13 protein-coding genes are annotated in these 23749 nt (G+C 44.1%); 1 reads left to right on the top strand and 12 read right to left on the bottom strand.

What is annotated here, in order from left to right; translation table 11 throughout:
* Positions 1-113 precede the first annotated feature (113 nt).
* The 10 genes from H0262_RS02805 to pilM all read right to left on the bottom strand — a co-directional run bounded on the left by H0262_RS02805 (position 114) and on the right by pilM (position 15621).
* A complete protein-coding gene (locus H0262_RS02805; protein ID WP_011514477.1) occupies positions 114-1535 on the bottom strand; it encodes a glutamate synthase subunit beta in 1422 nt (473 codons plus the stop codon).
* Between the two features lie 197 nt (positions 1536-1732).
* Positions 1733-6196, bottom strand: a complete 4464-nt coding sequence (gltB, locus tag H0262_RS02800; protein ID WP_181209618.1) for a glutamate synthase large subunit — start codon at positions 6194-6196, stop codon at positions 1733-1735.
* 800 nt (positions 6197-6996) lie between these two features.
* Positions 6997-8133 carry a hypothetical protein gene (locus H0262_RS02795; RefSeq protein ID WP_181209617.1) on the bottom strand — a complete coding sequence of 379 codons (1137 nt, stop codon included), beginning with the start codon at positions 8131-8133 and terminating at the stop codon, positions 6997-6999.
* Between the two features lie 178 nt (positions 8134-8311).
* Positions 8312-9421, bottom strand: coding sequence for a 3-dehydroquinate synthase (gene aroB, locus H0262_RS02790; protein ID WP_181209616.1), 1110 nt, complete (start codon positions 9419-9421; stop codon positions 8312-8314).
* Positions 9422-9502: 81 nt separating this feature from the next.
* Positions 9503-10063: a shikimate kinase AroK gene (aroK, locus tag H0262_RS02785; protein ID WP_011514481.1), complete on the bottom strand. Its 561-nt coding sequence runs from the start codon at positions 10061-10063 to the stop codon at positions 9503-9505.
* Between the two features lie 164 nt (positions 10064-10227).
* Positions 10228-12606 carry a type IV pilus secretin PilQ gene (gene pilQ / locus H0262_RS02780; RefSeq protein ID WP_181209615.1) on the bottom strand — a complete coding sequence of 793 codons (2379 nt, stop codon included), beginning with the start codon at positions 12604-12606 and terminating at the stop codon, positions 10228-10230.
* A gap of 27 nt (positions 12607-12633) precedes the next feature.
* Positions 12634-13173 carry a pilus assembly protein PilP gene (locus H0262_RS02775; RefSeq protein ID WP_181209614.1) on the bottom strand — a complete coding sequence of 180 codons (540 nt, stop codon included), beginning with the start codon at positions 13171-13173 and terminating at the stop codon, positions 12634-12636.
* Positions 13173-13904 (bottom strand): type 4a pilus biogenesis protein PilO, encoded by a 732-nt coding sequence (locus tag H0262_RS02770; protein ID WP_181209613.1) that lies wholly within the window; start codon positions 13902-13904, stop codon positions 13173-13175. Before H0262_RS02770 ends, H0262_RS02775 begins: the two co-directional genes overlap by 1 nt.
* Complete coding sequence (locus tag H0262_RS02765) at positions 13901-14566, bottom strand: PilN domain-containing protein (protein WP_133104811.1); 666 nt, start codon at positions 14564-14566, stop codon at positions 13901-13903. The genes H0262_RS02770 and H0262_RS02765 overlap by 4 nt, the downstream gene beginning before the upstream one ends.
* The gene (gene pilM / locus H0262_RS02760; protein ID WP_181209612.1) at positions 14566-15621 is read right to left on the bottom strand and encodes a type IV pilus assembly protein PilM; all 1056 of its coding nucleotides are present in this window, start codon (positions 15619-15621) and stop codon (positions 14566-14568) included. The genes H0262_RS02765 and pilM overlap by 1 nt, the downstream gene beginning before the upstream one ends.
* A gap of 195 nt (positions 15622-15816) precedes the next feature.
* Here pilM and H0262_RS02755 point away from each other — a divergent pair, with 195 nt between their 5' ends.
* A complete protein-coding gene (locus H0262_RS02755) occupies positions 15817-18510 on the top strand; it encodes a penicillin-binding protein 1A (RefSeq protein WP_181209611.1) in 2694 nt (897 codons plus the stop codon).
* 191 nt (positions 18511-18701) lie between these two features.
* Here the strand turns inward: H0262_RS02755 and H0262_RS02750 are convergent, their stop codons facing one another.
* Together H0262_RS02750 and rpoC are read right to left on the bottom strand one after the other, a co-directional pair.
* Positions 18702-19226, bottom strand: coding sequence for a DUF6586 family protein (locus H0262_RS02750; RefSeq protein ID WP_133104814.1), 525 nt, complete (start codon positions 19224-19226; stop codon positions 18702-18704).
* A gap of 227 nt (positions 19227-19453) precedes the next feature.
* Positions 19454-23674 (bottom strand): DNA-directed RNA polymerase subunit beta', encoded by a 4221-nt coding sequence (rpoC, locus tag H0262_RS02745; protein WP_041753252.1) that lies wholly within the window; start codon positions 23672-23674, stop codon positions 19454-19456.
* Positions 23675-23749: the final 75 nt, after the last annotated feature.

The raw sequence follows: 23749 nt of genomic DNA, 5'->3' as shown, positions 1-23749 counted from the left end.
ATAACGCCTTTTACCTATTAAAAGATAAAAGACGTTAAGTGTCAAAACAAGCTCGCACATCACCAGAAAAAGGTAAGGTTAAGTGAGCATTTGGGTGTCAATCAGGCTAATTACTACACTTCTAAATAATCTAAAATCCCTTCAGCCGCTTCACGACCTTCCCAAATGGCAGTGACCACCAAATCAGAGCCACGTACCATATCGCCGCCTGCAAAGATCTTAGGGTTATTGGTTTGGAACTTAAAGGTTTGTTTTTCCGCTGCCAATACTCGACCAGATTTGTCCATAGAAATCTGCTGCGCGTCAAACCAATCCGCAGGGCTTGGACGGAAACCAAATGCCATAATCACTGCATCACAAGGTATAATCTCTTCTGAGTTGGCAATTGGCTCAGGATACTGACGACCGTTTTCGTCTGGTGCGCCCAGGTGCGTCGTTACTACTTTTACCGCATTGACCTTACCGTTTAAGCCAATTATTTCAGTCGGTTGGCGGTTAAATAAGAACTCAACTCCCTCCTCGCGTGCATTTACCACTTCACGACGTGAGCCTGGCATATTTTCCTCATCACGGCGATAAGCACAGAATACTTGCTCAGCACCTTGACGAATACTGGTACGATTACAGTCCATCGCGGTATCGCCACCACCCAACACCACGACTTTTTTGCCTTTTAGGTCGATATACTCGCCTGAGTCTTTTTCCCAATCATTACAGCGATTGACGTTGGCAATCAAATAATCCAGAGCGTCATACACACCCTCCAACTCTTCACCAGCAAAGCCGCCACGCATATAAGTATAAGTACCCATACCCATAAATACAGCATCATACTCACCGAGCAGCTCATCAATACTGACATCAGTACCAATTTCTGTCTCGAGGCGGAATTCCATGCCCATGCCTTCAAAGATGACACGTCGATTACGCATGACGTCTTTTTCCATTTTGAACTCTGGAATACCGAAAGTTAACAAACCACCAATCTCTGGACGTTTATCAAAGATAACGGGTTTGACGCCATTTCTGACCAAGATATCTGCACAGCCAAGCCCTGCAGGTCCTGCTCCAATGATGGCAACCTTCTTGTCTGTCCAAATGACCTTAGACATATCAGGACGCCAGCCAAGGGCAAAAGCGGTATCATTAATATACTTCTCGACATTGCCAATCGTCACGGCACCAAAGCCGTCATTAAGTGTGCAAGAGCCTTCACACAAGCGGTCTTGCGGGCACACACGTCCGCAGACTTCAGGCAAAGTATTGGTTTGATGACACAATTCTGCCGCTTGGAAAATTTGACCCTCAGCGGCTAGTTTTAACCAATTAGGAATGTAATTATGTACAGGGCATTTCCACTCACAATACGGATTGCCACATTCTAAACAGCGATGCGATTGCTGAGCGACTGATTCACTTTCAAACGGCTGATAAATTTCAACAAACTCTGTTGAACGCGTGGCGATGTCTTTTTTGATCGGCTCAAGCCTTGGCACATCTAAAAACTGAAAACTATTTTCTAAGCGTTTTGCCATGGTATTGTCTCTTTTATATAGGGGTCTTTTATAGTGGCTAACAACAGTCGATATAGGCAGCCTCAATGAGGCAAATTTACTTATATAGGCTGTCATTTACCTGCTCAAAACATCTATAAATTCATCTTTAGAATAACGTCGTGCACCTCTAATATCTATATATTATGGTACACAACGCTATCAATAAATCAGATCAATTATTGCGGATCAGCGGTCGTGGTTTTAAGCAAAGTTGCAACGTTTGCTGCTTTTGGCTTAACCAAGTAGAACTTACGCGCATAATGCTCGAAGTCCGCTAATATGGTCTGCCCCCATGCGCTACCCGTTTTATCGACATGCCTTTCGATGACCTGCTGTAAGTAGATACGGTGGCTTTCCATCTGCTCACTTGAGATACGATTTAAATCAATCAACTCATGGTTGCAGCGATCAAAGAAATCACCTTCCAGATCGAGTACATAAGCAAATCCACCTGTCATGCCTGCGCCAAAGTTAAGACCAGTACGTCCAAGTATGGTGATGATACCGCCCGTCATATACTCGCAGCAATGGTCGCCTGTGCCTTCGATAACAGCATGAGCACCTGAGTTACGAACGCCAAAACGCTCCCCTGCCGTACCAGCAGCATATAGCTTGCCACCTGTTGCACCATACAAGCAGGTATTACCTACAATAGCAGTATCTTGCGTCACAAAGCTTGAGTCTTTTGGTGGATAAATCACAATCTCACCGCCTGCCATGCCTTTACCAACATAATCATTGGCATCGCCTTCAAGTTCAATATGCAAGCCACCAGCATTCCAAACACCTAGACTTTGTCCTGCTGTTCCGGTCAAGTGCAGCTTAATGGGTTTGTCACTCATGCCAAGATTACCCCATAACTCTGCAATCTCGCCTGAGATACGCGCCCCAATCGAGCGATCACAGTTACCAACGTAATAACTATAGTCGCCACCATTGCCTTGACGAATATTCAGCAGCATATCACTAATCATCTGCTCAGCAAGCAAGCCTTTATCAAATGGCTCATTGCGCTCAACTTGACAAGTCTGCGCTTTGCCGCTACTGGCAGGATGACTAAATAATAGAGGCGATAAATCAAGATGCTGTTGCTTAGCAGTATTGCCTTCTAATATATCAAGCAAGTCAGTACGTCCAACCAACTCTTCCATCGTGCGCACGCCAAGCTTTGCAAGCCATTCGCGGGTTTCGGTTGCGACAAATTTAAAGAAGTTAATCAGCATTTCAGCTTCACCGATGAAGTGATCATCGCGTAGCTGGGCTTTTTGAGTGGCAACGCCCGTTGGACAGTTATTTAAATGGCAAATACGTAGGTATTTGCAACCGACCGCTATCATCGGCGTGGTGCCAAAACCAAAGCTCTCAGCACCAAGAATGGCGGCTTTGACCACATCAAGTCCTGTCTTTAGACCGCCGTCGGTTTGGATACGAACTTTATGACGCAAGCCATTAACGCGTAATGATTGATGAGTTTCAGCAAGACCTAACTCCCAAGGCGAGCCAGCATGATGGATAGACGACAGTGGTGATGCTGCCGTACCGCCGTCATAACCTGAGATAGTAATCAAGTCAGCATAGGCTTTTGCCACACCTGTTGCAATCGTGCCAACACCCGGACGCGAAACCAACTTAACTGACACCAACGCATCTGGATTGACTTGCTTAAGATCAAAAATAAGCTGCGCCAAATCTTCAATCGAGTAAATATCATGATGCGGCGGCGGTGAAATCAACGTCACTCCAGGCACAGAGTAGCGTAAGCGGGCGATTAAAGCATTAACCTTACCACCTGGCAGCTGACCACCTTCACCCGGTTTTGCCCCTTGAGCAACCTTGATCTGCATGACTTCTGCTGAACGCAGATAGGCGGGCGTTACCCCAAAACGACCAGAGGCAACTTGTTTAATTTTTGAGTTACGTAGTGTCCCGTAACGTACAGGGTCTTCACCGCCCTCACCTGAATTTGAGCGACCACCAATGGTATTCATAGCGATAGCGATGGCTTCATGCGCTTCTGGCGACAGCGCGCCTAGCGACATACCAGCAGAGTCAAAACGCGACAAAATGGCTGAGATATCTTCAACCTCATCAACGTCAAGTGGATTGTCCGTTTTAAGCTGTAGTAAATCACGTAAAGTAGCGACCGGACGGCTATTGACAATTTCTGCATATTGACGGTAATTGTCATAATTACCAGTTCGTACCGCCAAATGTAGGCTATTAATCACATCAGGATTAAAGGCATGATACTCTTTATTAAAGACAAATTTTAATAAGCCGCCTTGATCAAGTGGGGCGCGACGCTTAAAGGCATTTGCCGCAAGCTGCGCTTGATCTGCTGCCAAATCAGCAAAGGTTGCGCCTTTAATACGACTTTGCACGCCTTTGAAGCACAGATTAACCACTTCTTCAGAAAGACCTACCGCCTCAAATAACTGTGCACCGCGATATGACACGATGGTAGAGATACCCATTTTTGATAAAATCTTTAGCAAACCTTTATCTAAGCCTTTACGGAAATTTACCCGTGCCTGAATCGGATCGCCAAGCAGCTCGCCAGTCGCAACCAAATCATCAATCACGTCATAAGCTAGATAAGGATAAACGCAGGTCGCGCCAAAGCCAATTAATACTGCGACTTGATGTGAATCACGTGCCAGACCAGTTTCAATAATTAAATTGGCATCGGTACGTATACCTTGTGCAATCAGATAATGATGCACCGCCCCTGTGACCATTATGGCGTTGGCAGGGACTTTATCTACCGCAATGTCTTTATCAGATAAGACAATCAAGGTATGACCAGCACGAATGCTACTGGCGACTTGCTCGCAGATAGAGATAATGGCAGTGGAAAGCTCTAATGTACGGTCATAATTTAAGTCGATACGTGCCATCTTAAAAGCAGGATCATTCACAGTTTCAAGTTGCTGCATCTTACTTGCTGACAGCACCGGTGATGACAAGATAAGGCGATGCGCGTCACGTGCCGATGGTGCAAACACGTTGGTTTCAGCACCAAGACAGGTCTGTAATGACATGACGATTGATTCACGTAGCGGGTCAATCGGTGGATTAGTGACCTGTGCAAACTGCTGACGGAAGAAATCACCGACATGGCGGATCTGCTGTGATAATACTGCCATTGGCGTATCATCACCCATCGAACCGACTGGTTCTTGGGCATTTTCGGCATTAGGACGGATGATTTCTGTGCGTTCTTCATTGGTGATGTGATACATTTTTTGCAATGCTTTTAGCGGCTCACCGCGACATGCCTGCGCTGCTAACTCTTCTTCTAAGCGCTCATCATCACGGATACGAGTTGCCTCGTCACGTAACCATTTACGATACGGATGCGCCTTTTTGAGCAAGGTCGCGATGGCTTTGGTATCCATTATTTGACCGGTTTGAGTATCAATGACTAGCATCTGACCGGGTCCAACACGACCTTTAGCGAGCACGTCTTTTGGCTTATAATCCCAAACCCCTACTTCTGAGGCGACCGTAATATAACCATTCTTCGTCGTTACCCAGCGCGATGGACGTAAACCGTTCCGATCAAGCATACAGACCGCATAGCGACCATCTTGAATCACAAGCCCTGCAGGACCGTCCCATGCTTCCATATGCTGTGAGTAAAACTCATAAAACGCTCGCAGATCCATATCCATGCTATCGACATTTTGCCAAGCAGGTGGTACCAGTATCGACATTGAATGAAACAAGCTCATACCGCCTGACATCAGAACTTCTAGCATGTTATCTAAGCTAGATGAATCTGAGCCAGTGCTATTAACCAATGGCGTTAACTCATTCAAATTGGGTAATTTATCTGATTTTAATTTTGGCGTACGCGCCTCAGACCAGCTGCGGTTGCCGGAGATGGTATTTAGCTCACCATTATGCGCCAGATAGCGGAAAGGCTGGGCTAGTGGCCAGCGCGGTAGCGTATTGGTTGAAAAGCGCTGATGAAATACCACGATATGCGACGCCAAACGCGCATCTTGCAAATCTAAGAAGAAAGCAGGCAAGTCTGATGGCATCACCAAACCTTTATAAATAATAGTCTGACAGCTCAATGAGCAGACATAAAACAGCTCATCATCAACCAAGCGTTGCTCAGATTTTTTACGCGCTACAAACAGCTTGCGATTAAAATCATCTGCCGCTAAACCATCCGGCGCATTGACAAATACTTGCTTAAAATCTGGTAATGTCTGACGCCCAATTTCACCGACAATGCTTAAATCAAGTGGTACATCGCGCCAGCCGGCTACTTCTAAGCCTTGTGCGGCAATCTCTTCATTTAATACTTGTAGGCTATGCTGAGCCGTTGCCGTATCTGGATTGACGAATACCATACCAACCGCGAAGTTATCCGTTATCTCAAACTGTTGCTCTGCTGCAATGTCTCTAAAAAAGGCAACGGGCGTCGCTAATAATAAACCACAACCATCGCCGGTTTTGCCATCAGCTGCCACGCCGCCACGATGGGTCATACAACTTAGGCTGTGAATGGCTGTTTTTACCAAGTCATGACTGGCCTGACCCTCAATATGAGCAATCAAACCAAAACCGCAATTGTCAGAAAAGTCATCTGGCGAGGCCAAATGCGTATGGGAGGAAATCATTGACATAGCTGGTCCTTTTAAGTAAGCGGAAGTTTATGCAACCAATGTGATGCACAAACCGTTTTCCGCAAGCAGAACGGGCTGGATTATATTTACATATCCGGATTAACAAAGCGCGAGCAGAAAAATTATTGCCAGTGCGCTGGGTATGATAAGAACAATTATCAAAGTACCCTGTATGCTAGCAACATTTGAGCCATCAATTTAACGCGGACTGATAGGATAACTTGGTGAAAGTATTCAATGTCAATCGTCGCAAATCAAAATATTAAGCACTTCAACGTGACTACTTGTCGATCTTATGTTGGTTATAGGTTCCAATATGAATCTTATAACCTTCAATGACCAAACTAGTAAATAGCTGAAAAAACGCAGTTTATCCATCAAATGTGAATATAAGACGCCTATATTCAAGCGCCTTAACAATCCTAATAAGGATGATAATAAGAGAAGTTGCGCCACTTGCGATATGCTGATCGTAGCGGATAGCTAGTAACCAGCTAACAAGTAGCAGCGCTTGAGATATGATGTTTTCTGTTAATCATTTATCCTAAATCTAATAAAATCTTCTTAAATTAGAAGCTAACAAATGACCATTTACGATAACTATACAGAACGTCACCCATCCTTATATTAGTGAATGATTGATAAAAAATCTAGTCTTTTCTGCCGATTCATCCGTCAGATTTTGTAAGTGTTTATATTGCTATTGGTTATACAAGATATCATAACCCATAAGTAAATGATTCATAAAAAAGCCCACTGTATTTTTTAGTGGGCTTTTCAACGTATGTGCTTACTTAAAATTAGTCTTTCTTTTCTTCGATGAGCTCTTTTATACTGTCGTTTTTGGCTTTTGGCGCTGCCGCATTGTTAGAGTTATTATTGGCATTTTTATTCGCCGAGCTTGCACTTGAATTTTTATTATCTAAATTTGTACTGTTGGGATTGGCAGTGTTATTCGGCGCCTTAGGCGTGGCAACCACTGGTGGTTTTTTCGCTGAATTAGTATCAGCACCAGATACAACAGGCTTTTTGCTTTCTTGCTCAGGCTTACGGTTATTATCAGTATTCTTAGAGGCTGAGGTAGTAGGAGATTGCTCTTCTGTACCGAAAATACGCTCTTCATTAACTGTCAAGGTATCAGAGGTATCAACGGACTGACGAATGCTTTCAGTCGCACTGCTATTGGTCGATTCCTGAGGAGTACGGTTGATCGCATTGCTTGCGGCTTGCTCACTGTTATTTACCGTAGGTGTTTTTTGACGTAGCGGCACTTCACGCTTGGTTGGTCTCAGATTGACGGCACGGGTGCGTTTTGTACTTAAATCTTTTACAGGATCAGGGCGCTCATAATTATCAATGATGCTGACATAGCGATTGATCTCTTCAGGCAATACTCGCACATTGGCAGGCAGCTTAAAATCTATCAGCTTAGCCGCACCAACTGCTTCTTGTGGACTACCCATCAAGCCATAAGTCAGCATATAACGGACTTGCTCGTTTTCATCAAGGTAGCGGAAATATGTAAATTTGCTACGGTCTTCACGTCCTTCTAGATAACTGACAATCACCTCATTTTCAGCGACATTCATGACCTGCACTGTCCACTTGCCTTTGTTGGCAAGCAGATAACGCTTATCTTTAAATTCATCAGGATAGCTGCGCAAATCACGAACCGTTTCATCAAAACTTATCGGTTGTACGTCAGTATCAAGCTCATGCAGCGATTCAATTTTCAATGGCTGCTCAAGCTCCGCACTCAGTGTTTTCGGCGCTGCTATGGGCGCGTTTTCTATCTTGGCGCCCATCGCTGGCGTTTGGCTAAACATCCATACCAAAGCGGTGGTCACACCCAACATCAGAGTCGCTATCAGCCAAATCAGCGCTTGACGGCGATAGGATTGACTCGCGGTGCGAGTCGTCGAGCGAGATGCTGCCATGGAGGTGTCCTTGGTAAAGATATGCTTAGGATAGGGTCATAAAAATTATACAGATAAAATAAAACCAAGCGCTCTATACTCACTTCAAAATAAAAGAGAATCGCTTTTAGTACCGTGCTATTTCTATATTGAAAAATTAACTGCTCATAGCCATTTATAATATATGTTCTTTTATAGCTTACGGTGAATGCATGGCTAGCACATCGGTAAGCAGATGCGGGTCAAAATCATTGGTTAATACTGCTTCACCCAATGATTTTAACAAAATAAGGCGGATTTGTCCGTGTTTCACTTTTTTATCATGCCCCATTAAGTCTAAAGCGGTCTGAACTTCAATAGGCGGCGGCGTGATCGGTAAATTGGCTAATGACAATATGCGCTTAACACGAGCAACCTCATCGCTCGTTAACCAGCCGATTTTTTGCGACAGCTCAGCCGCTTGTACCATGCCCGCAGCGACTGCCTCACCATGTAGCCAACTACCATAACCTTCATGAGTTTCAATCACATGACCAAACGTATGACCAAAATTTAATAAAGCGCGTACACCTGATTCTCTTTCATCTTGGGCGACAATATCAGCTTTGTACTGGCAGCAGCGCTTGACCGCTTCACCCAGTACCGCTAAATCCAAAGCCATCATCGCAGGCAGATTGTGCTCAAGCCAAGTCAAGAACTCGGCATCCATAATCAGCGCATATTTAATAACTTCAGCAAGCCCTGCTGACAGCTCGCGCGCTGGCAGGGTTTTGAGTGTACTCATATCTGCCAATACCATTTGCGGCTGCCAGAATGCGCCAATCATGTTTTTGCCTTGCGGATGATTGATACCGGTTTTGCCGCCGACACTTGAATCCACTTGAGACAGCAAGGTGGTTGGTATCTGAATAAAATTGACGCCGCGCATAAAGCTTGCCGCTGCAAATCCCGTCATATCACCAATGACACCACCACCAAGCGCAATCAGAGTCACATCACGATTAAAATGCGCTGCCATCAGCACGTCATAAATCTGATTGATACTAGACTGGTTCTTATATTGTTCACCATCTGGCAGCACGCACACCTGCACGGTACATTGAGCTTCTAACGGCTTCTGTAAGGCCTGTAGATAAATCGGCGCAATAGTGTCATTGGTAACAATCAATACCTGCTGACCCGTAACATAAGGGGCAATTTGGCTAGCCATACTGCTGTTTTCTGCTATTGCGTTTTCAGTAATGACGATTGGATAGTCATGACTTTGCGTATGTACTGTCAAGTCAGCATGAAACAGTGGCGTTGCCATGAAAATCTCCTTAATTCTTACGAGTAAAATTTAACTAAATAGGTATTCGATAATATTGGTCATACTAGTCATTTTTTGACATCAGTCTTTTTCAGGCTCTGAATCGACAGACGTAGAGATACAAAATGAGTTAAGCTGCTGTAATAATTGATTGACCATGTGCCGTGGATACGTATGTCCTGTTGGCATAATGATATGCGCTACTTCCCTGTACAATGGATCGCGCGCGCTATATAAACCTTGCAGTATTTTTCTGGGGTTTGGCTGCTGTAATAAAGGACGCGATTTGTCTTTCGCAGTACGAGCCATTTGTACATCGACAGGCGCGTTGAGATAAATAACGATACCGCGCTGCTTTAAATACTCACGATTTTCAGCTGCCATCACAGCACCGCCACCAGTCGCTAAAACAATTTGCGGTTGCTGTGTTAGCTCATCGATTGCACGCGTTTCCCGTTCTCGAAAGCCCGCTTCACCTTCTTTGGCAAATATCCAAGCGATATCGGCACCGGTCTGCGATTCGATATACCAATCGCTGTCTACAAACGAGCGCCCGAGCTGCTTTGCCAGTAATCTGCCGATTGTGGTCTTCCCTGCTCCCATCGGCCCTACCAAAAATACCGACGGTAATTCCTCAACCATAGTACTCACTCAGCTAAATTAGGTATGATACAACGTCATTGATATTCTGGCTAGTAATGAGCTGTGATTATTGTTAGTAAAATCCTTGCCAGCCTAAAAATCAACCATTAAAAAAGCAAGCACTAAGGCTTGCTTTTTATGACTCAAAACCAACTAAAATCTGACTAATCTAAGCGACTAATACCATCATTGATCAGTTTCGGCGTGATAAATATCAGCAGCTCTTCTTTGGTATTGCTGCGCACGTCTTTACGGAAGGCACGACCGATATAAGGCAAATCACCTAAGAAAGGTACTTTATCGACGCCATTATTAGTACGGTTTTTAAAGACGCCGCCCAATACAATGGTTTGACCATCTTCAACAATAACGTTGGTAGAAATCGAGTCTTCAGCGATGGCAACCTGATTATTAATAATGGTCGGTGTGCCATTGGTGATTAGCAGCTGCAAACCAATCTTACCATCTGGAGTAATATTTGGCGTGGCTTCCAAACTTAAAGCAGCTTCTTTAAAGCTAGTAGTAGTCGCGCCACTTGCTGATGCTTCTTGATAAGGAATCTGCGTACCAGAAGATACTTTTGCTGTTTGCTTATCAGAGGTCAAAATCTTCGGCGTAGAAATCACTTCACCGCGGTTGTCTGCTTGCATGGCTGACAACTCAAGATCGAGCATAAAATCAGAAATACCTAGCAGACCAAAGGCAATACGACCTGCTGGATTATCAACGCCTAAATCAACGTTTAGATTGTCAGGACGAGTAATATCGTATTTAGGATAAGAGACGGTCTGACCATTAATAGTCGTGGTCTGCACATCAAAATCTTTTAAGTCCCATAAAGTTTGGTTACTGCCACCGACCAACAAGTTGCGGTTATTGGCAGCGCCATTTGACAAGATACCCCAACGCACTCCAATCTCTTTACTAAAGCTATCAGTCGCACTAACGATACGCGCTTCAATCATGACCTGACGGACAGGAATGTCGATTTTACCAATCAGCTTATGGATATTTTCAATGCTGGCTGCCACATCTTTAACAATCAAAGTATTGGTACGCTCATCGACTGTTACCGTCCCACGATTAGAGAGCAAGCTATTGCTATCTTTAGTATTAGCATTGGCGCTGCCAGTATTGCTACCGCCAGAGGCGCCACCACTACCTTGAGAGATCAGGGTTAGGACATCTGCCGCTTTTGCGTAGCTTAGACGGATATATTCAGTACGTAACGGTGCATAAGATTCAACTGCTTGCTGTGCTTCAAGCTCACGTGCTTCTTGTTCAGCAAGCTCAGTTGAAGGCGCAACCAAAATTACGTTACCGTTTTCACGTTTGCCCAAATTTTTACTTTTAAGAATGATATCAAGTGCTTGATCCCAAGGTACGTTGATAAGGCGCAAGGTAATGTTACCGGCGACCGAATCACTAGCAACGATATTCATCTCTGTAAACTGCGCTAAGATATCTAGGACACTACGAATCTCAACATCTTGAAACTCCATAGATAGCGCTGCACCAGTATAGACTTTTTCTTCAAGCGTCGGCTCACGTAGCAGCTCAGGTCGTCTGATACCAATATTTAGCTGACTGCCTGATTGATAGGCTTGATATTCAAAGTCGTCTTTCATATTGATGGTAATAACACCATTTTGACCTTGGTTTTTAGTATCAATACTGTCTACCAAACCACCATTAACATTCAATCGGCGTAGTAGATTTCTAGGTACGGTACTGCCTGTCAAACGCACAACCAGCTTATTACCTTGACGCTGAACGTCTACAGGAATCGCTTCATTGGCAAGTGAGATACTAACGCTACCACCGCCATCATTCCCTGCTGAAAAATTCACAGCGCTTAAACCATCATAACTATACTGCTTACTGACTTGTGCAGAGGCAAGTTGTGGGCTTAATAAAGGGTTGACACGTACGACCATGGTGTCAGCAGGTACTTGGCTTTTTGTCACCGTGGTTCTAATAGGCGCAACAGCAACGCTACTGGTTTCAACAATGGGCGTAACCACAGCCGTGGTAGTAATAGCCGAATTGCCATTTAGGACATCTTGTACAGGGTCGTTGGTAATGACTTTCGTGACCACCGGAGCAATCACTGGACGATTAGGGTCCGTAATCGTCAGCAATAATTCATTGCCATCAATCGCGGTGGTATAGTTGCCCGTCTTTTTTAGCCCAACGATAAGACGGGTGGTATTGTCACTATTTAAGGTGGTGACCTCATTGACCATACCGATATTATATTCTTTAAAGCGACTAGCAAGACCGTTTTGCACCTGTTCAAAATCCAGCACCAAACGGCTAGGATTGTCGAGCTGATAAGCGGCTGGTAATACTGGCGCACCTGAAAACCCTAAACGCATTTGCGTTACGGCTGGCGCAGTCTGCACCACAGAGACATTGTTGATGCGCTGCTCGGCATGGGCAATGCTACTTATAGCTACCATACTCATTGCCAATGCAGAGATGGCAAAAGTAGAAGATACGCGGTTGCTCATCGTCATTACCTTGTTATTGCGTACTGTCATTATTTATTCCTCAAAAAATCTGCCGACTTAGCTTATAGGGGACACCAGTGACTGGGGTTTTTCAACAAACCCAGCACGGCTGTCTGGCACAATTTCAATCAAGTTAATCTGAGTCGGTGTGATTTCAACAATACGACCGTCATTCAATCCAAGATAATTACCCACTCTAACACTAGCAACTGAGCCATCAGGACGCTGTACTAAAGCATACTGTTGACCTTCAGGCGAGATAACCACACCGCGAAAAATCAGTTGTGTCAGCTCGTACTGTTCAAGCGGTTCTTTGACTCGAGTTATATCAGGACGTACCCCGTCAATAAAGGTGGTCGGACCTTGTACGTTCACTAAACTCGGTGGCAAAAATGGACTACGCTGCGCACTGGCGCTATAGACAAAATCTTCTACCAGCTCGGCCTGAGGAGGAGGCTCAATCGGCTGCGCAGGCTGGTTACGGATATCAGCCATTGCCTGTTCTGCTAAACCGATACGATCCGTACAACCCGTTAGAGATAAAATAGTAGCGCTTAACAGCAATAACCTTAACTTAGGCAATTTTTGGCTAGTCATCAGTTGCCTCCTGCAGCAGCATCGGTGGGTACAGCTTCAGCCACCACTGCATCACCTTCAGGGACCGCTTCTTTTGAGCGATAGGTTTTGGTTTGCAATACCAAATTTAGCTCGGGTAAAACATCCAAGGTTGGCTGCGGATTACTGACTTCGAAGTCGTGCATGGTGATAATCCTTGGTAAAGCTGCCAAACCACTGATAAAACTACCAAATTGATGGTAGTCACCCAACGCTGCAATACGAATAGGCTGCTCAATAAAGAATTCATTTTCAATTTCAGGCTCAACAGAGATATCCTGAAAACGTATGTTACTGCCCACGCCCGTCATATTGATACCCTCAACCAATTCTGATACACGGGTATCTTTTGGTAGCTGGTCAAGCAAAGTATTAAACTCCGCTTCCATTTGAATCACTTGAGCTTGATAAGCTTGTAGATGGCGCGCGCGCGATTCTTTTTCACGGTAGCTATCGAGCAAGGTTTGTTGTTGGCTTTCTGCTGCAGTGATTTCATCGATTTTACTGCTGATTGGTAATGCCCATGACAAAGCAGCAATCAAAGCAATAATAAAACCAATGACGGTGACTTTAACAGGCAGCGGCCAACTGCCATAGTTTTCAGAATCCAATGACTCAAAACTGCGGCGAAACTCATTTAAATCAAACTGTTTTCTTTGTCTTATCACCGTCTTTTTGATTTTAATGCGGGGTTTTTTACGGGTCAGTTTCATAACTCACCTCCAGGTACAATAGCGCCATCAGCACCTTCTACAGGAACGGCCGTTTCAGACTGTACTTTAGTCGTGATTACAAACTGCACATAGCTGTCTTCAGGATAAATAGGACGCGGTTGTTCACCTGGCGTAGTGACCGTATTTTCCAAAACGGGGGCTGCTTGATAAGCGGTGATGTTTTGCTGAATATTACTTACGGCTGAATCGCCCATCCACTTACTGCTATCAAGATTGCGGATCAAGCTTGATACCACGTTTGGATTGTCAGCAAGACCTGTCAATGTTAATACATCCCCTTCACGTTTTAGGTTATTCAAATAAAGCGCTGGCGGAATGGCTTTAGCAAGATCATCCCATAGACGTACAGGTACAGGACGTCGACCTTGCAAGTCTTGAATAACTTGCATACGTGAGATGATATCTTCACGGCGCTGCTCTAAGCTATCAATCTCGACCAACGCTTTATCCAAGCGAGCGTTTTCTTGTTCAATCAGTGCATTGGCATCTAATTGTTCAGCAAGTTCGTTATTAAAATAACTCCACGTCGCAAATGCTGCAAGCAGAGACAACAGTGTCACTGCCACCACCAAGGTGATAAACTCTTTATTGCGGCGGGCACGCTCTTCTTCTCGCCAGGGCAGTAGGTTAATACGAGCCATTAGTCAAAGCTCCTTAACGCCAGACCGCAAGCGGCCATTAAGCTGGGTGCATCAATCGCCAGTTGCTCATGATCGATATGCGGCGCAATAGTCATATTAATGAACGGATTTGCAATACTCACAGGCACGCCCAATCGCTGCTGCGCCATACCAGCAAGACCCGCAATAGAGCTACTGCCACCAGCAAGGACCACATGATCGATACTACTATATTGACTTGAGGAGAAATAAAACTGTAAAGAGCGAGTGATTTGTTGGATAGTATTTTCTATAAATGGTGTTAAGACATCGGTATAGTAATCATCAGGTAGAGCACGCTCGCGCTTACTAATAGAAGCTTCTTCAGCAGACAAGCCATAGCGGTTTTGGATGGCTTCTGTCAGCTGACTGCCTCCAAATAACTGCTCACGACTATAGATAAACTCGCCATTTTTGGCGACATATAATGTTGTTTGATTGTGTCCGATATCAACCAGCGCCACCAAATCTGGCAAGTTTGGCAGACTGTCTGCCATCAAGCCAAAAGCACGCTCAATGGCATGCGACTCAATATCCATTATCTTGGTTTGCAGACCACCAAAGGTTAAGGCATCAACTCTTTGGTCAACGTTTTCTGAACGAGAGGCGGCAAGCAGTACTTGTACCATGTCATCATTGATAAGAGAGGGACCCAATACTTCAAAGTCCAAATTGACGTCTTCTAGCGGATAAGGTATGTATTGGTCAGCATCCAAACGAATTTGAGCTTCACGCTCAACGTCACTTAGCACCATATCCATATCGATGATTTTAGTAATCACCGCTGACCCTGAGACTGCTGTGGCTGCACTACTACCCGCCGCTTGGCAACGCCTTGCCAAGCCTGCTATAGTATTGCCTACCACTTCCGTGTCTACAATGAGTTTGTCGATGACTACGCCTTCAGGTAATATTTCAGTACCATAAGATTTTAGGTGAAAAACGCCTTGTTGGCGCTGTATGTCAACCAACTTCACTGAGGTGGTACAAATATCCACGCCAATCAAATGTCGACTCTTAGAAGTAAATAGCCTCACAAACTCTATACCTTATATTAAGTGTACAATCTGATAGTTATTTGTAATAATTTAGTACAATACTTTACTTAACAGATAGATTCAAGCATTTAAATGTCCTGTAGAGGCTAACTTACACATTTATTATTACTTGGCTATTTTGTTCAAGGTATAATGTTTTTTATCTGTTGCAAACCTTAATCGATAAGTCTGACTATGACCAAAAAAAATGCCACCGTTCGTCTCATTCACTTTTTGGTGGGGCTTTTCATTGCCTGTCTAGCGTTGGCGGTTGTATTAGCGCTTGCCGTCCCTATTGGCTTCTATGGTATGGCGATGTATTTATCGCCAACGTTGCCAAGCACGCAAGAGATTAAAACGGCAACTTTAGAGATGCCATTACAGATATATAGTAGTGATGACAAATTGATTGGGCAATATGGCAACCGTTTATCATTGCCTATTACCTTTGAAGAGATACCGGAAGACTTGACCCATGCTTTTTTGGCAGCAGAAGATTCTTCATTTTTTCAGCACAGCGGTATTAGTATTAAAGGATTAGGGCGCGCGGTCACCGAAGTGGTGACGGATGATGAAAGCCAAACAGGTGGCTCGACCATCACCATGCAGGTCGCCAAAAATTATTTTCTAAGCTCAGATCGCACGTTAAATCGCAAGCTAACGGAATTATTTTTAGCCCGTAAGATTGAAGACGAGCTGAGTAAAAACGATATTCTTACCCTTTATGTCAATAAAATTTATTTAGGTGAAGGCGCTTACGGTATTCGTGCTGCTGCCAAAAAATATTATAGTAAATCGTTAGAAAATCTCACCATTGCTGAGATGGCAATGCTTGCAGGTTTGCCGAAAGCGCCCTCTAAATACAATCCTGTTGCCAATCCAAGCCGTGCGCTCACGCGCCGTAACTGGATTATTGGTCGCATGCATGAATTGGGTTACATCGACAAAACCCAATATGACGAAGCTATTAATGCGCCCATCGGTATTAAGCTTTATCAAGAAAAGCTGGATGTTAATATGCCGTATTTGGCAGAAATGACGCGCGCAGCTTTGGTTGATCGTTATGGTGAGCAAGTTATGCATGGCGGCTGGCGTGTACGCTTGACGGTTGATAGTCAAGCACAAATAGATGCAGAAAAGGCAATTTTATCTGGCTTGGTTGCTTACGAGCATCGCCATGGCTGGCGCGGCGCCGAAGCAAATGATGAACCGCTAAAGAATTTCAGTCGCTATAGCAATATGTCGCCTGCCAAAGTGACCAAAGTGAATACCAGTAGTTTTGAGGCAACCATGCTTTCAGGAGAAAGCGTGACCGTTAATTGGTCTGGTATGCGCTGGGCACGTAAATATATCTCTGCTGATCGCATTGGTTATTTTCCAAGCAATGCCAGCCAAATAGTGAGTAAGAACGATATTATTCGCCTGATACCGACTGCTAGTGGTGGCTGGCAGCTTGGTCAAATACCTGAGATACAAGGTAGTTTGGTTTCTCTGAATCCTGATACCGGTGGCGTTCGTGCCTTGGTCGGTGGCTTTGATTTTAATCATAGTAAATTTAACCGTGCTCTGCAGGGCTGGCGTCAACCGGGTTCCACCATTAAACCCCTTGTCTATACAGCAGCATTAGAAAAAGGCTATCGTCCAGATAGTATAGTTTCGGATCGCCCGCTGCAAGTAGGTGACTGGAAACCAAAAAACTCTGATGGTCGCTTCTTAGGTGATATCACATTAAGCCGCGGACTTTATTTATCACGTAACTTAGTATCTATTCGCTTGCTGCAAGCAATTGGCATCTCTGACGCTCGCAACTTATTAGATGAATTTGGTCTTGATAAAGAGAAGCTGCCAACTACTTTGTCTTTAGCTTTGGGTACAGGTCAAGCAACCCCATTACAAATGGCAACCGCTTACGCCACCTTTGCCAATGGCGGGCATCGCATTCAACCTTATTTTATTGAACAAATTTATAACTATAATAATAAGCTTTTATTTCAAGCCAATCCTCAGCAAGCTTGTGCCCTATGTTTCAATGAGCAGCTCGACGATGTCAATAAAAAACTAACTGAAGAATATGATGCAAAAATAGAGGAGAGTAAAAAAGTAGCTGAAGACGATAAAACAGGCGACGCTAAAGAATCGCCGGCAAGTAAAAATACAGAAACTGATATAGAGGCTGACAAGAGTAACACCCCTACTAAAGACAGTAACAAGATTGATTTGAGCATTTACGATGCCAGTCCAGAATCAGATCGCCTAAAAGCACCTGTTGTACAGTACGTACGCGCTGAACAAGCTCCGCGTATTTTAAAGCCTAAAGTCGCTTATGAGATGGCAGATATCTTACGTGATGTAATACAGCGTGGTACAGCGTTTAAAGCAAGATCTTTGGGACGTGATGATATTGGCGGCAAGACAGGAACCACCAATGAAGCGAAAGATGCTTGGTTTGCAGGCTTCCATCCTACCAATGCTACCGTCGTCTGGATGGGATTTGACCAACCATCAACCATGGGTCGTCGCGAATATGGTGGTGTGGCAGCCCTACCTGTTTGGATGGATTTTATGAAAGCCCAACTTAACGACACGCCTAGCCAATGGGTCTCTATTAATAACCGTGCCAAGTCCAAGAAACAAAAGCAAAACATTATAGAGATGATGGATGAAGGGGTCACTGAACTTGATGGCGAAGATACTGATACAGGCAAATCGGAAAAACCAGTAAAGACGTCTATTCAGAAACGCCAGCCACCTGCTCCAAAACCTGTTGAAACGCCGGCAGTTACGACCGCTATTAAACCTGCTAATAATGGTATTACTAATAGCCCAGCGCAGAAACCAAAACCATTAGTAGTCAAGCCTGTAGAACGTATGCCAGCGATGCCTGAGTAATAGACTGCTTAGAGCGTCTGCTTTCTATATTGATACATTTAAAAAGGCTGGTTCAGTAAACACTGAGCCAGCCTTTTTTATAGGACATATTTCAATTGCATTTAATTTTATGCCCTACTCAGCTTAAAGGTAGCAGCTAATCATTAAGTACTCATAACGAAGCTTTAAAAATATAATCTAAGCCATAAGAACTAAAACTCCACCATACCAGCACGTAGCTGCTCAATCAGCTCCAAAAACTGTTGGCGCCATTCACGTATGGTCGCATCATCTGGCAACCATTGATTGGACAGTGTTACTACATTGACAATCAAATCAGGCACTTGTTTTTTGTCATCAGCCGCCTTATCCACCGAATGCTCAGATATCACGGCATATAGACAACGCTGATAGGCATGTTCTATATCAGCCAGAAATCCTTGCTGCTGTAACTGCTTTAGACGCTGCACTTCAGGTGATACTTGCGTACGCTCGATCAGTGCTTCTTCGATATCTAGCAACGTCGGCGTCGTCAACGTTATATTATAAAAGTGACCAAGCTCTTGTAAAAAGGCTAAAAACGTACCGTATAGATGAAAAATAGCGGTCTCACAATGTGCTTGATATAACTGCTTGTCAGTTGTGTCTGCAGCGGCTTGACAGGCAAGGCGGCAAAAATATAGCTTTTGATTGGTACGGTCAGCTTGATATTTGGCAACGCGAGTTTTATCTGCCATGCACTTATCCTTTTTAGTGAGTACTGCTAAAAATAATCGGAAATTACGAATACTTATGAATACTAGAGCCAAAATCTCTGACTATTTAAGTAATTCGGTTATGCAGTGTACTATTTTATCTTATCATTTCCCAAGAAAAAACTTATTGTGATGGAATTTTAAAGCAAAAAAAGCCAGCAACTTAGGCTGGCTTTTTTATTTATGCAAATAACTAGACGCTATCTAATTTAATGATTACCTTGATTCAACTCTTGAGCAAAGGCTTCATCGAAGCTTGCAAAGTCTGTCGCATCAGTTGTTGCTGACATATCAAACGCCGCATTTAAGTCTTTATCTTGCAGTTTTTGCTCTGCTTTTTCTTTACGAGCTTTATGATAAGCAAGACCAGTACCAGCTGGAATCAAGCGACCAACGACTACGTTTTCTTTCAGACCACGTAACTCATCCACTTTACCAGTGACCGCAGCAGCCGTTAGGACACGAGTCGTTTCCTGGAACGATGCGGCTGAGATAAAGCTTTCGGTTGCCAAACTTGCTTTGGTAATACCAAGTAATTGACGTTCAAACTGAACTGGAAATTTGTCTTCCGCTTCTAGCTTGGCATTCAATGCTTTGATATCAGCATATTCTACTTGATCACCTTTAAAGTGGTTTGAATCGCCACCATCAGTAATCTCAACTTTACGCAACATCTGACGAATGATAACTTCGATGTGCTTGTCATTGATTTTTACGCCCTGCAGACGATAAACGTCCTGTACTTCGTTAACGATATAGTCAGCAAGCGCGGTTTGTCCTTTCAGACGTAAGATGTCATGCGGATTCTGTGGACCATCAGCAATAACCTCACCACGAGCAACAGTTTCGTTTTCGAAGACGTTAATCTGACGCCATTTCGGGATTAGCTCTTCATGAATCTCGCCATCTTCATTAGTAATAATGAAGCGATTTTTACCTTTGGTTTCTTTACCAAAGCTAACAACACCCGTCATTTCAGCCATGATAGCGTGATCTTTTGGACGACGTGCTTCGAATAAATCAGCTACACGTGGCAGACCACCGGTAATATCTTTGGTACCTGAAGACGCTTGTGGTACACGACCTAGAATCGAACCGGCTGCAACTTTCTCACCGTCGCTAACACGAATGATGGTTTCAGCAGGTAAGAAGTAAACGACTTCTTTACCTTCGTCTGTGTTCAAGATAATCGCCGGACGTAAGTCTTTTGCTGAGCTTGAACGATCTCGAGTAGCTAGAATCTCAAACGAGCTCATACCAGTCGCATCATCAACTTTTACGGTAGCAGTTAAGCCATCAGTGATTTCACTGAAACGTGCGGTACCCGCGAATTCTGTAATAATAGGATGCGTGTGCGGATCCCACTTAGCGATGGTTTGACCGCCTTCAACTTGGTCTTCATTTTTCACAAGAACGCTTGAACCATAAGGTACTTTATAGCGCTCGCGCTCACGACCAAGCTCATCAGTCAAGGCGATTTCAGCTGAACGCGATACGATAACCAAATGACCATCGGTATGCTGTACAGTCTTCATGTTTTCAAAATGCGCTTGACCAGCACTACGGACTGAAATGCTGTTGTCCACAGAAGCAGAACTTGCCGCTCCACCAACGTGGAAAGTACGCATGGTCAACTGAGTACCAGGCTCACCGATAGACTGCGCCGCCATAACACCAACAGACTCGCCGATATTCACTTTATGACCACGAGCAAGGTCACGACCATAGCACTGTGAACAAACGCCATGTTCGATATTACAAGTAATCACTGAACGTACCCAGATATCATCGATTGCATTGTTATCTAGTACTTTAACCCAATGCTCATCGATCAACGTACCCGCTGGAATCAAGATTTTTTCAGCATTATCGTTATAAGTGACATCACGTGCCGTTACACGACCTAGTACTAGCTCGCCCAACTTCTCAATGATTTCACCACCTTGGATATGTGGCTTCATGAGCAAGCCTTGCTCAGTACCACAGTCATCACTGGTAATAACCAAATCTTGTGCTACGTCAACCAAACGACGCGTCAAGTAACCTGAGTTAGCTGTTTTCAATGCCGTATCCGCAAGGCCTTTACGCGCACCATGCGTTGAGATAAAGTACTGAAGTACGGTCAAACCTTCACGGAAGTTAGCTTTAATCGGTGTTTCAATGATTGAGCCATCTGGCTTAGCCATCAAACCACGCATACCAGCAAGCTGACGAATCTGTGCGGCACTACCACGAGCACCAGAATCTGACATGATAAAGATAGAGTTAAATGACTTCTGCTCTTCTTCTTCACCTTTGGCATTGATAATTTTATCAGTCGCTAAGTTGTCCATCATCGCTTTAGCGACTTTGTCATTAGTACGTGACCAGATATCGACCACTTTATTATAACGCTCACCAGCCGTTACAAAGCCTTGCTCAAACTGGTCTTCAATTTCACGCACTTCAGCTTCAGCGACTTCGATGATTTGCTTTTTCAGTGGTGGAATAACCATGTCATCGATACCGATAGACACACCAGATAGTGTCGCTTGTGCAAAACCAAGATACATCAATTGGTCAGCAAACATAACACTTTCTTTTACGCCCACTTTTCGGTAGCAAGAGTTGATCAATTTAGAGATATTCTTCTTAGTCATCTCTTCATTACATTCGTCAAACGACATACCAACAGGCATGATGTTCCAGATTAACAAACGACCAGCAACGGTATCTTTGATACTCGTCTCTTTAGTACGATTGCCATCATCATCAATATGCGTTTCAGTAACACGAACTTTAATCTTGGCGTTAACATGTAAATCGTTTGAACCAATCGCACGCAATGCTTCATTAACGGTAGCAAAAATCATGCCCTCGCCTTTGGCATTTACTGATGAGCGGCTGATGTAATACAAGCCCAATACAACATCCTGTGATGGTACGATGATTGGCTCACCGTTCGCAGGAGACAAAATGTTGTTGGTAGACATCATCAGCGCACGTGATTCAAGCTGAGCTTCTAGCGTCAATGGCACGTGAACGGCCATTTGGTCACCATCAAAGTCGGCGTTGAATGCGGTACAAACTAGAGGATGGAGCTGAATCGCTTTACCTTCGATTAGTACTGGTTCAAATGCTTGCAAGCCCAAACGGTGAAGCGTTGGTGCACGGTTAAGGAGTACTGGATGCTCACGGATAACCATGGCCAGCATATCCCACACTTGTGGCTCTTCACGCTCTACCATCTTTTTGGCAGCTTTAATCGTCGTCGCCAAACCATGAGACAATAGTTTGTTATAAGTAAATGGCTTGAACAATTCAAGTGCCATTTTCTTTGGTAGACCACACTGATGTAGACGTAGGGTTGGACCAACAACGATCACCGAACGACCAGAATAATCAACACGTTTACCTAGTAAGTTTTGACGGAAACGACCTTGCTTACCTTTGATCATATCAGCCAAAGATTTCAATGGACGCTTGTTACTACCAGTAATGGCACGACCGCGACGACCGTTATCAAGCAAGGCATCTACTGATTCTTGCAACATACGTTTTTCGTTACGTACGATGATATCAGGAGCACTTAACTCAAGCAGACGCTTTAAACGGTTATTACGGTTAATAACGCGGCGATATAAATCGTTCAAATCTGATGTTGCGAAACGACCGCCTTCTAGTGGTACTAGCGGACGCAAATCTGGTGGTAGTACTGGTAAGATATTCATTACCATCCACTCAGGCTTGTTATTAGAATCACGGAATGCTTCTAATAATTTAAGACGCTTAGACATCTTTTTAAGCTTGGTTTCAGAACCCGTTTGCGGAATCGCTTCACGCAGCTCATCAATCTCTAAATCTAAATCGATATCTTTTAAAAGGTCTTGAACCGCTTCCGCACCCATTTTGGCAGTGAATTCATCACCAAATTCTTCAAGGGCTTTATAATAATCTTCGTCATCAAGCAGCTGATACTTCTCTAAAGAGGTCAGACCTGGCTCAGTCACGATGTAGCTTTCAAAATACAAAACGCGTTCGATATCACGAAGTGTCATATCTAGCAATAGACCGATACGGCTTGGCAATGATTTTAAGAACCAAATATGCGCAACAGGGCTCGCTAAATCGATATGACCCATGCGGTCACGACGAACTTTAGCGGTCGTGACTTCAACGCCACATTTTTCACAGATAACGCCTTGGAACTTACGACGCTTATATTTACCACATAAACATTCAAAATCTTTTACTGGACCAAAAATTTTGGCACAAAAAAGACCATCACGTTCAGGTTTGAACGTACGATAGTTAATGGTTTCAGGTTTTTTTACTTCACCATGCGACCATGACTTAATAACGTCAGGCGATGCCAAGGTAATTTGGATGCTATCAAACTCATGGTTACCATTGCTGGTAGGGCTTTGCATGATATCGAGTAAATCTTTCAAGTTGCTTCTCCGTTATCTTTATAATCATCTGACAGCGTATTATGAGCGCGGCCACGATGAATGAAGGCAATGAAT

Source organism: Psychrobacter sp. D2 (assembly GCF_013608135.1).
GTDB lineage: Bacteria > Pseudomonadota > Gammaproteobacteria > Pseudomonadales > Moraxellaceae > Psychrobacter > Psychrobacter cryohalolentis.
This window is presented reverse-complemented; position numbering and strand designations above follow the sequence as displayed.

Coding starts and splice junctions, on each gene's coding strand:
- H0262_RS02805 (WP_011514477.1), bottom strand. CDS start 1,535: ATGGCAAAACGCTTAGAAAATAGTTTTCAGTTTTTAGATGTGCCAAGG.
- gltB (WP_181209618.1), bottom strand. CDS start 6,196: ATGTCAATGATTTCCTCCCATACGCATTTGGCCTCGCCAGATGACTTT.
- H0262_RS02795 (WP_181209617.1), bottom strand. CDS start 8,133: ATGGCAGCATCTCGCTCGACGACTCGCACCGCGAGTCAATCCTATCGC.
- aroB (WP_181209616.1), bottom strand. CDS start 9,421: ATGGCAACGCCACTGTTTCATGCTGACTTGACAGTACATACGCAAAGT.
- aroK (WP_011514481.1), bottom strand. CDS start 10,063: ATGGTTGAGGAATTACCGTCGGTATTTTTGGTAGGGCCGATGGGAGCA.
- pilQ (WP_181209615.1), bottom strand. CDS start 12,606: ATGACAGTACGCAATAACAAGGTAATGACGATGAGCAACCGCGTATCT.
- H0262_RS02775 (WP_181209614.1), bottom strand. CDS start 13,173: ATGACTAGCCAAAAATTGCCTAAGTTAAGGTTATTGCTGTTAAGCGCT.
- H0262_RS02770 (WP_181209613.1), bottom strand. CDS start 13,904: ATGAAACTGACCCGTAAAAAACCCCGCATTAAAATCAAAAAGACGGTG.
- H0262_RS02765 (WP_133104811.1), bottom strand. CDS start 14,566: ATGGCTCGTATTAACCTACTGCCCTGGCGAGAAGAAGAGCGTGCCCGC.
- H0262_RS02755 (WP_181209611.1), top strand. CDS start 15,817: ATGACCAAAAAAAATGCCACCGTTCGTCTCATTCACTTTTTGGTGGGG.
- H0262_RS02750 (WP_133104814.1), bottom strand. CDS start 19,226: ATGGCAGATAAAACTCGCGTTGCCAAATATCAAGCTGACCGTACCAAT.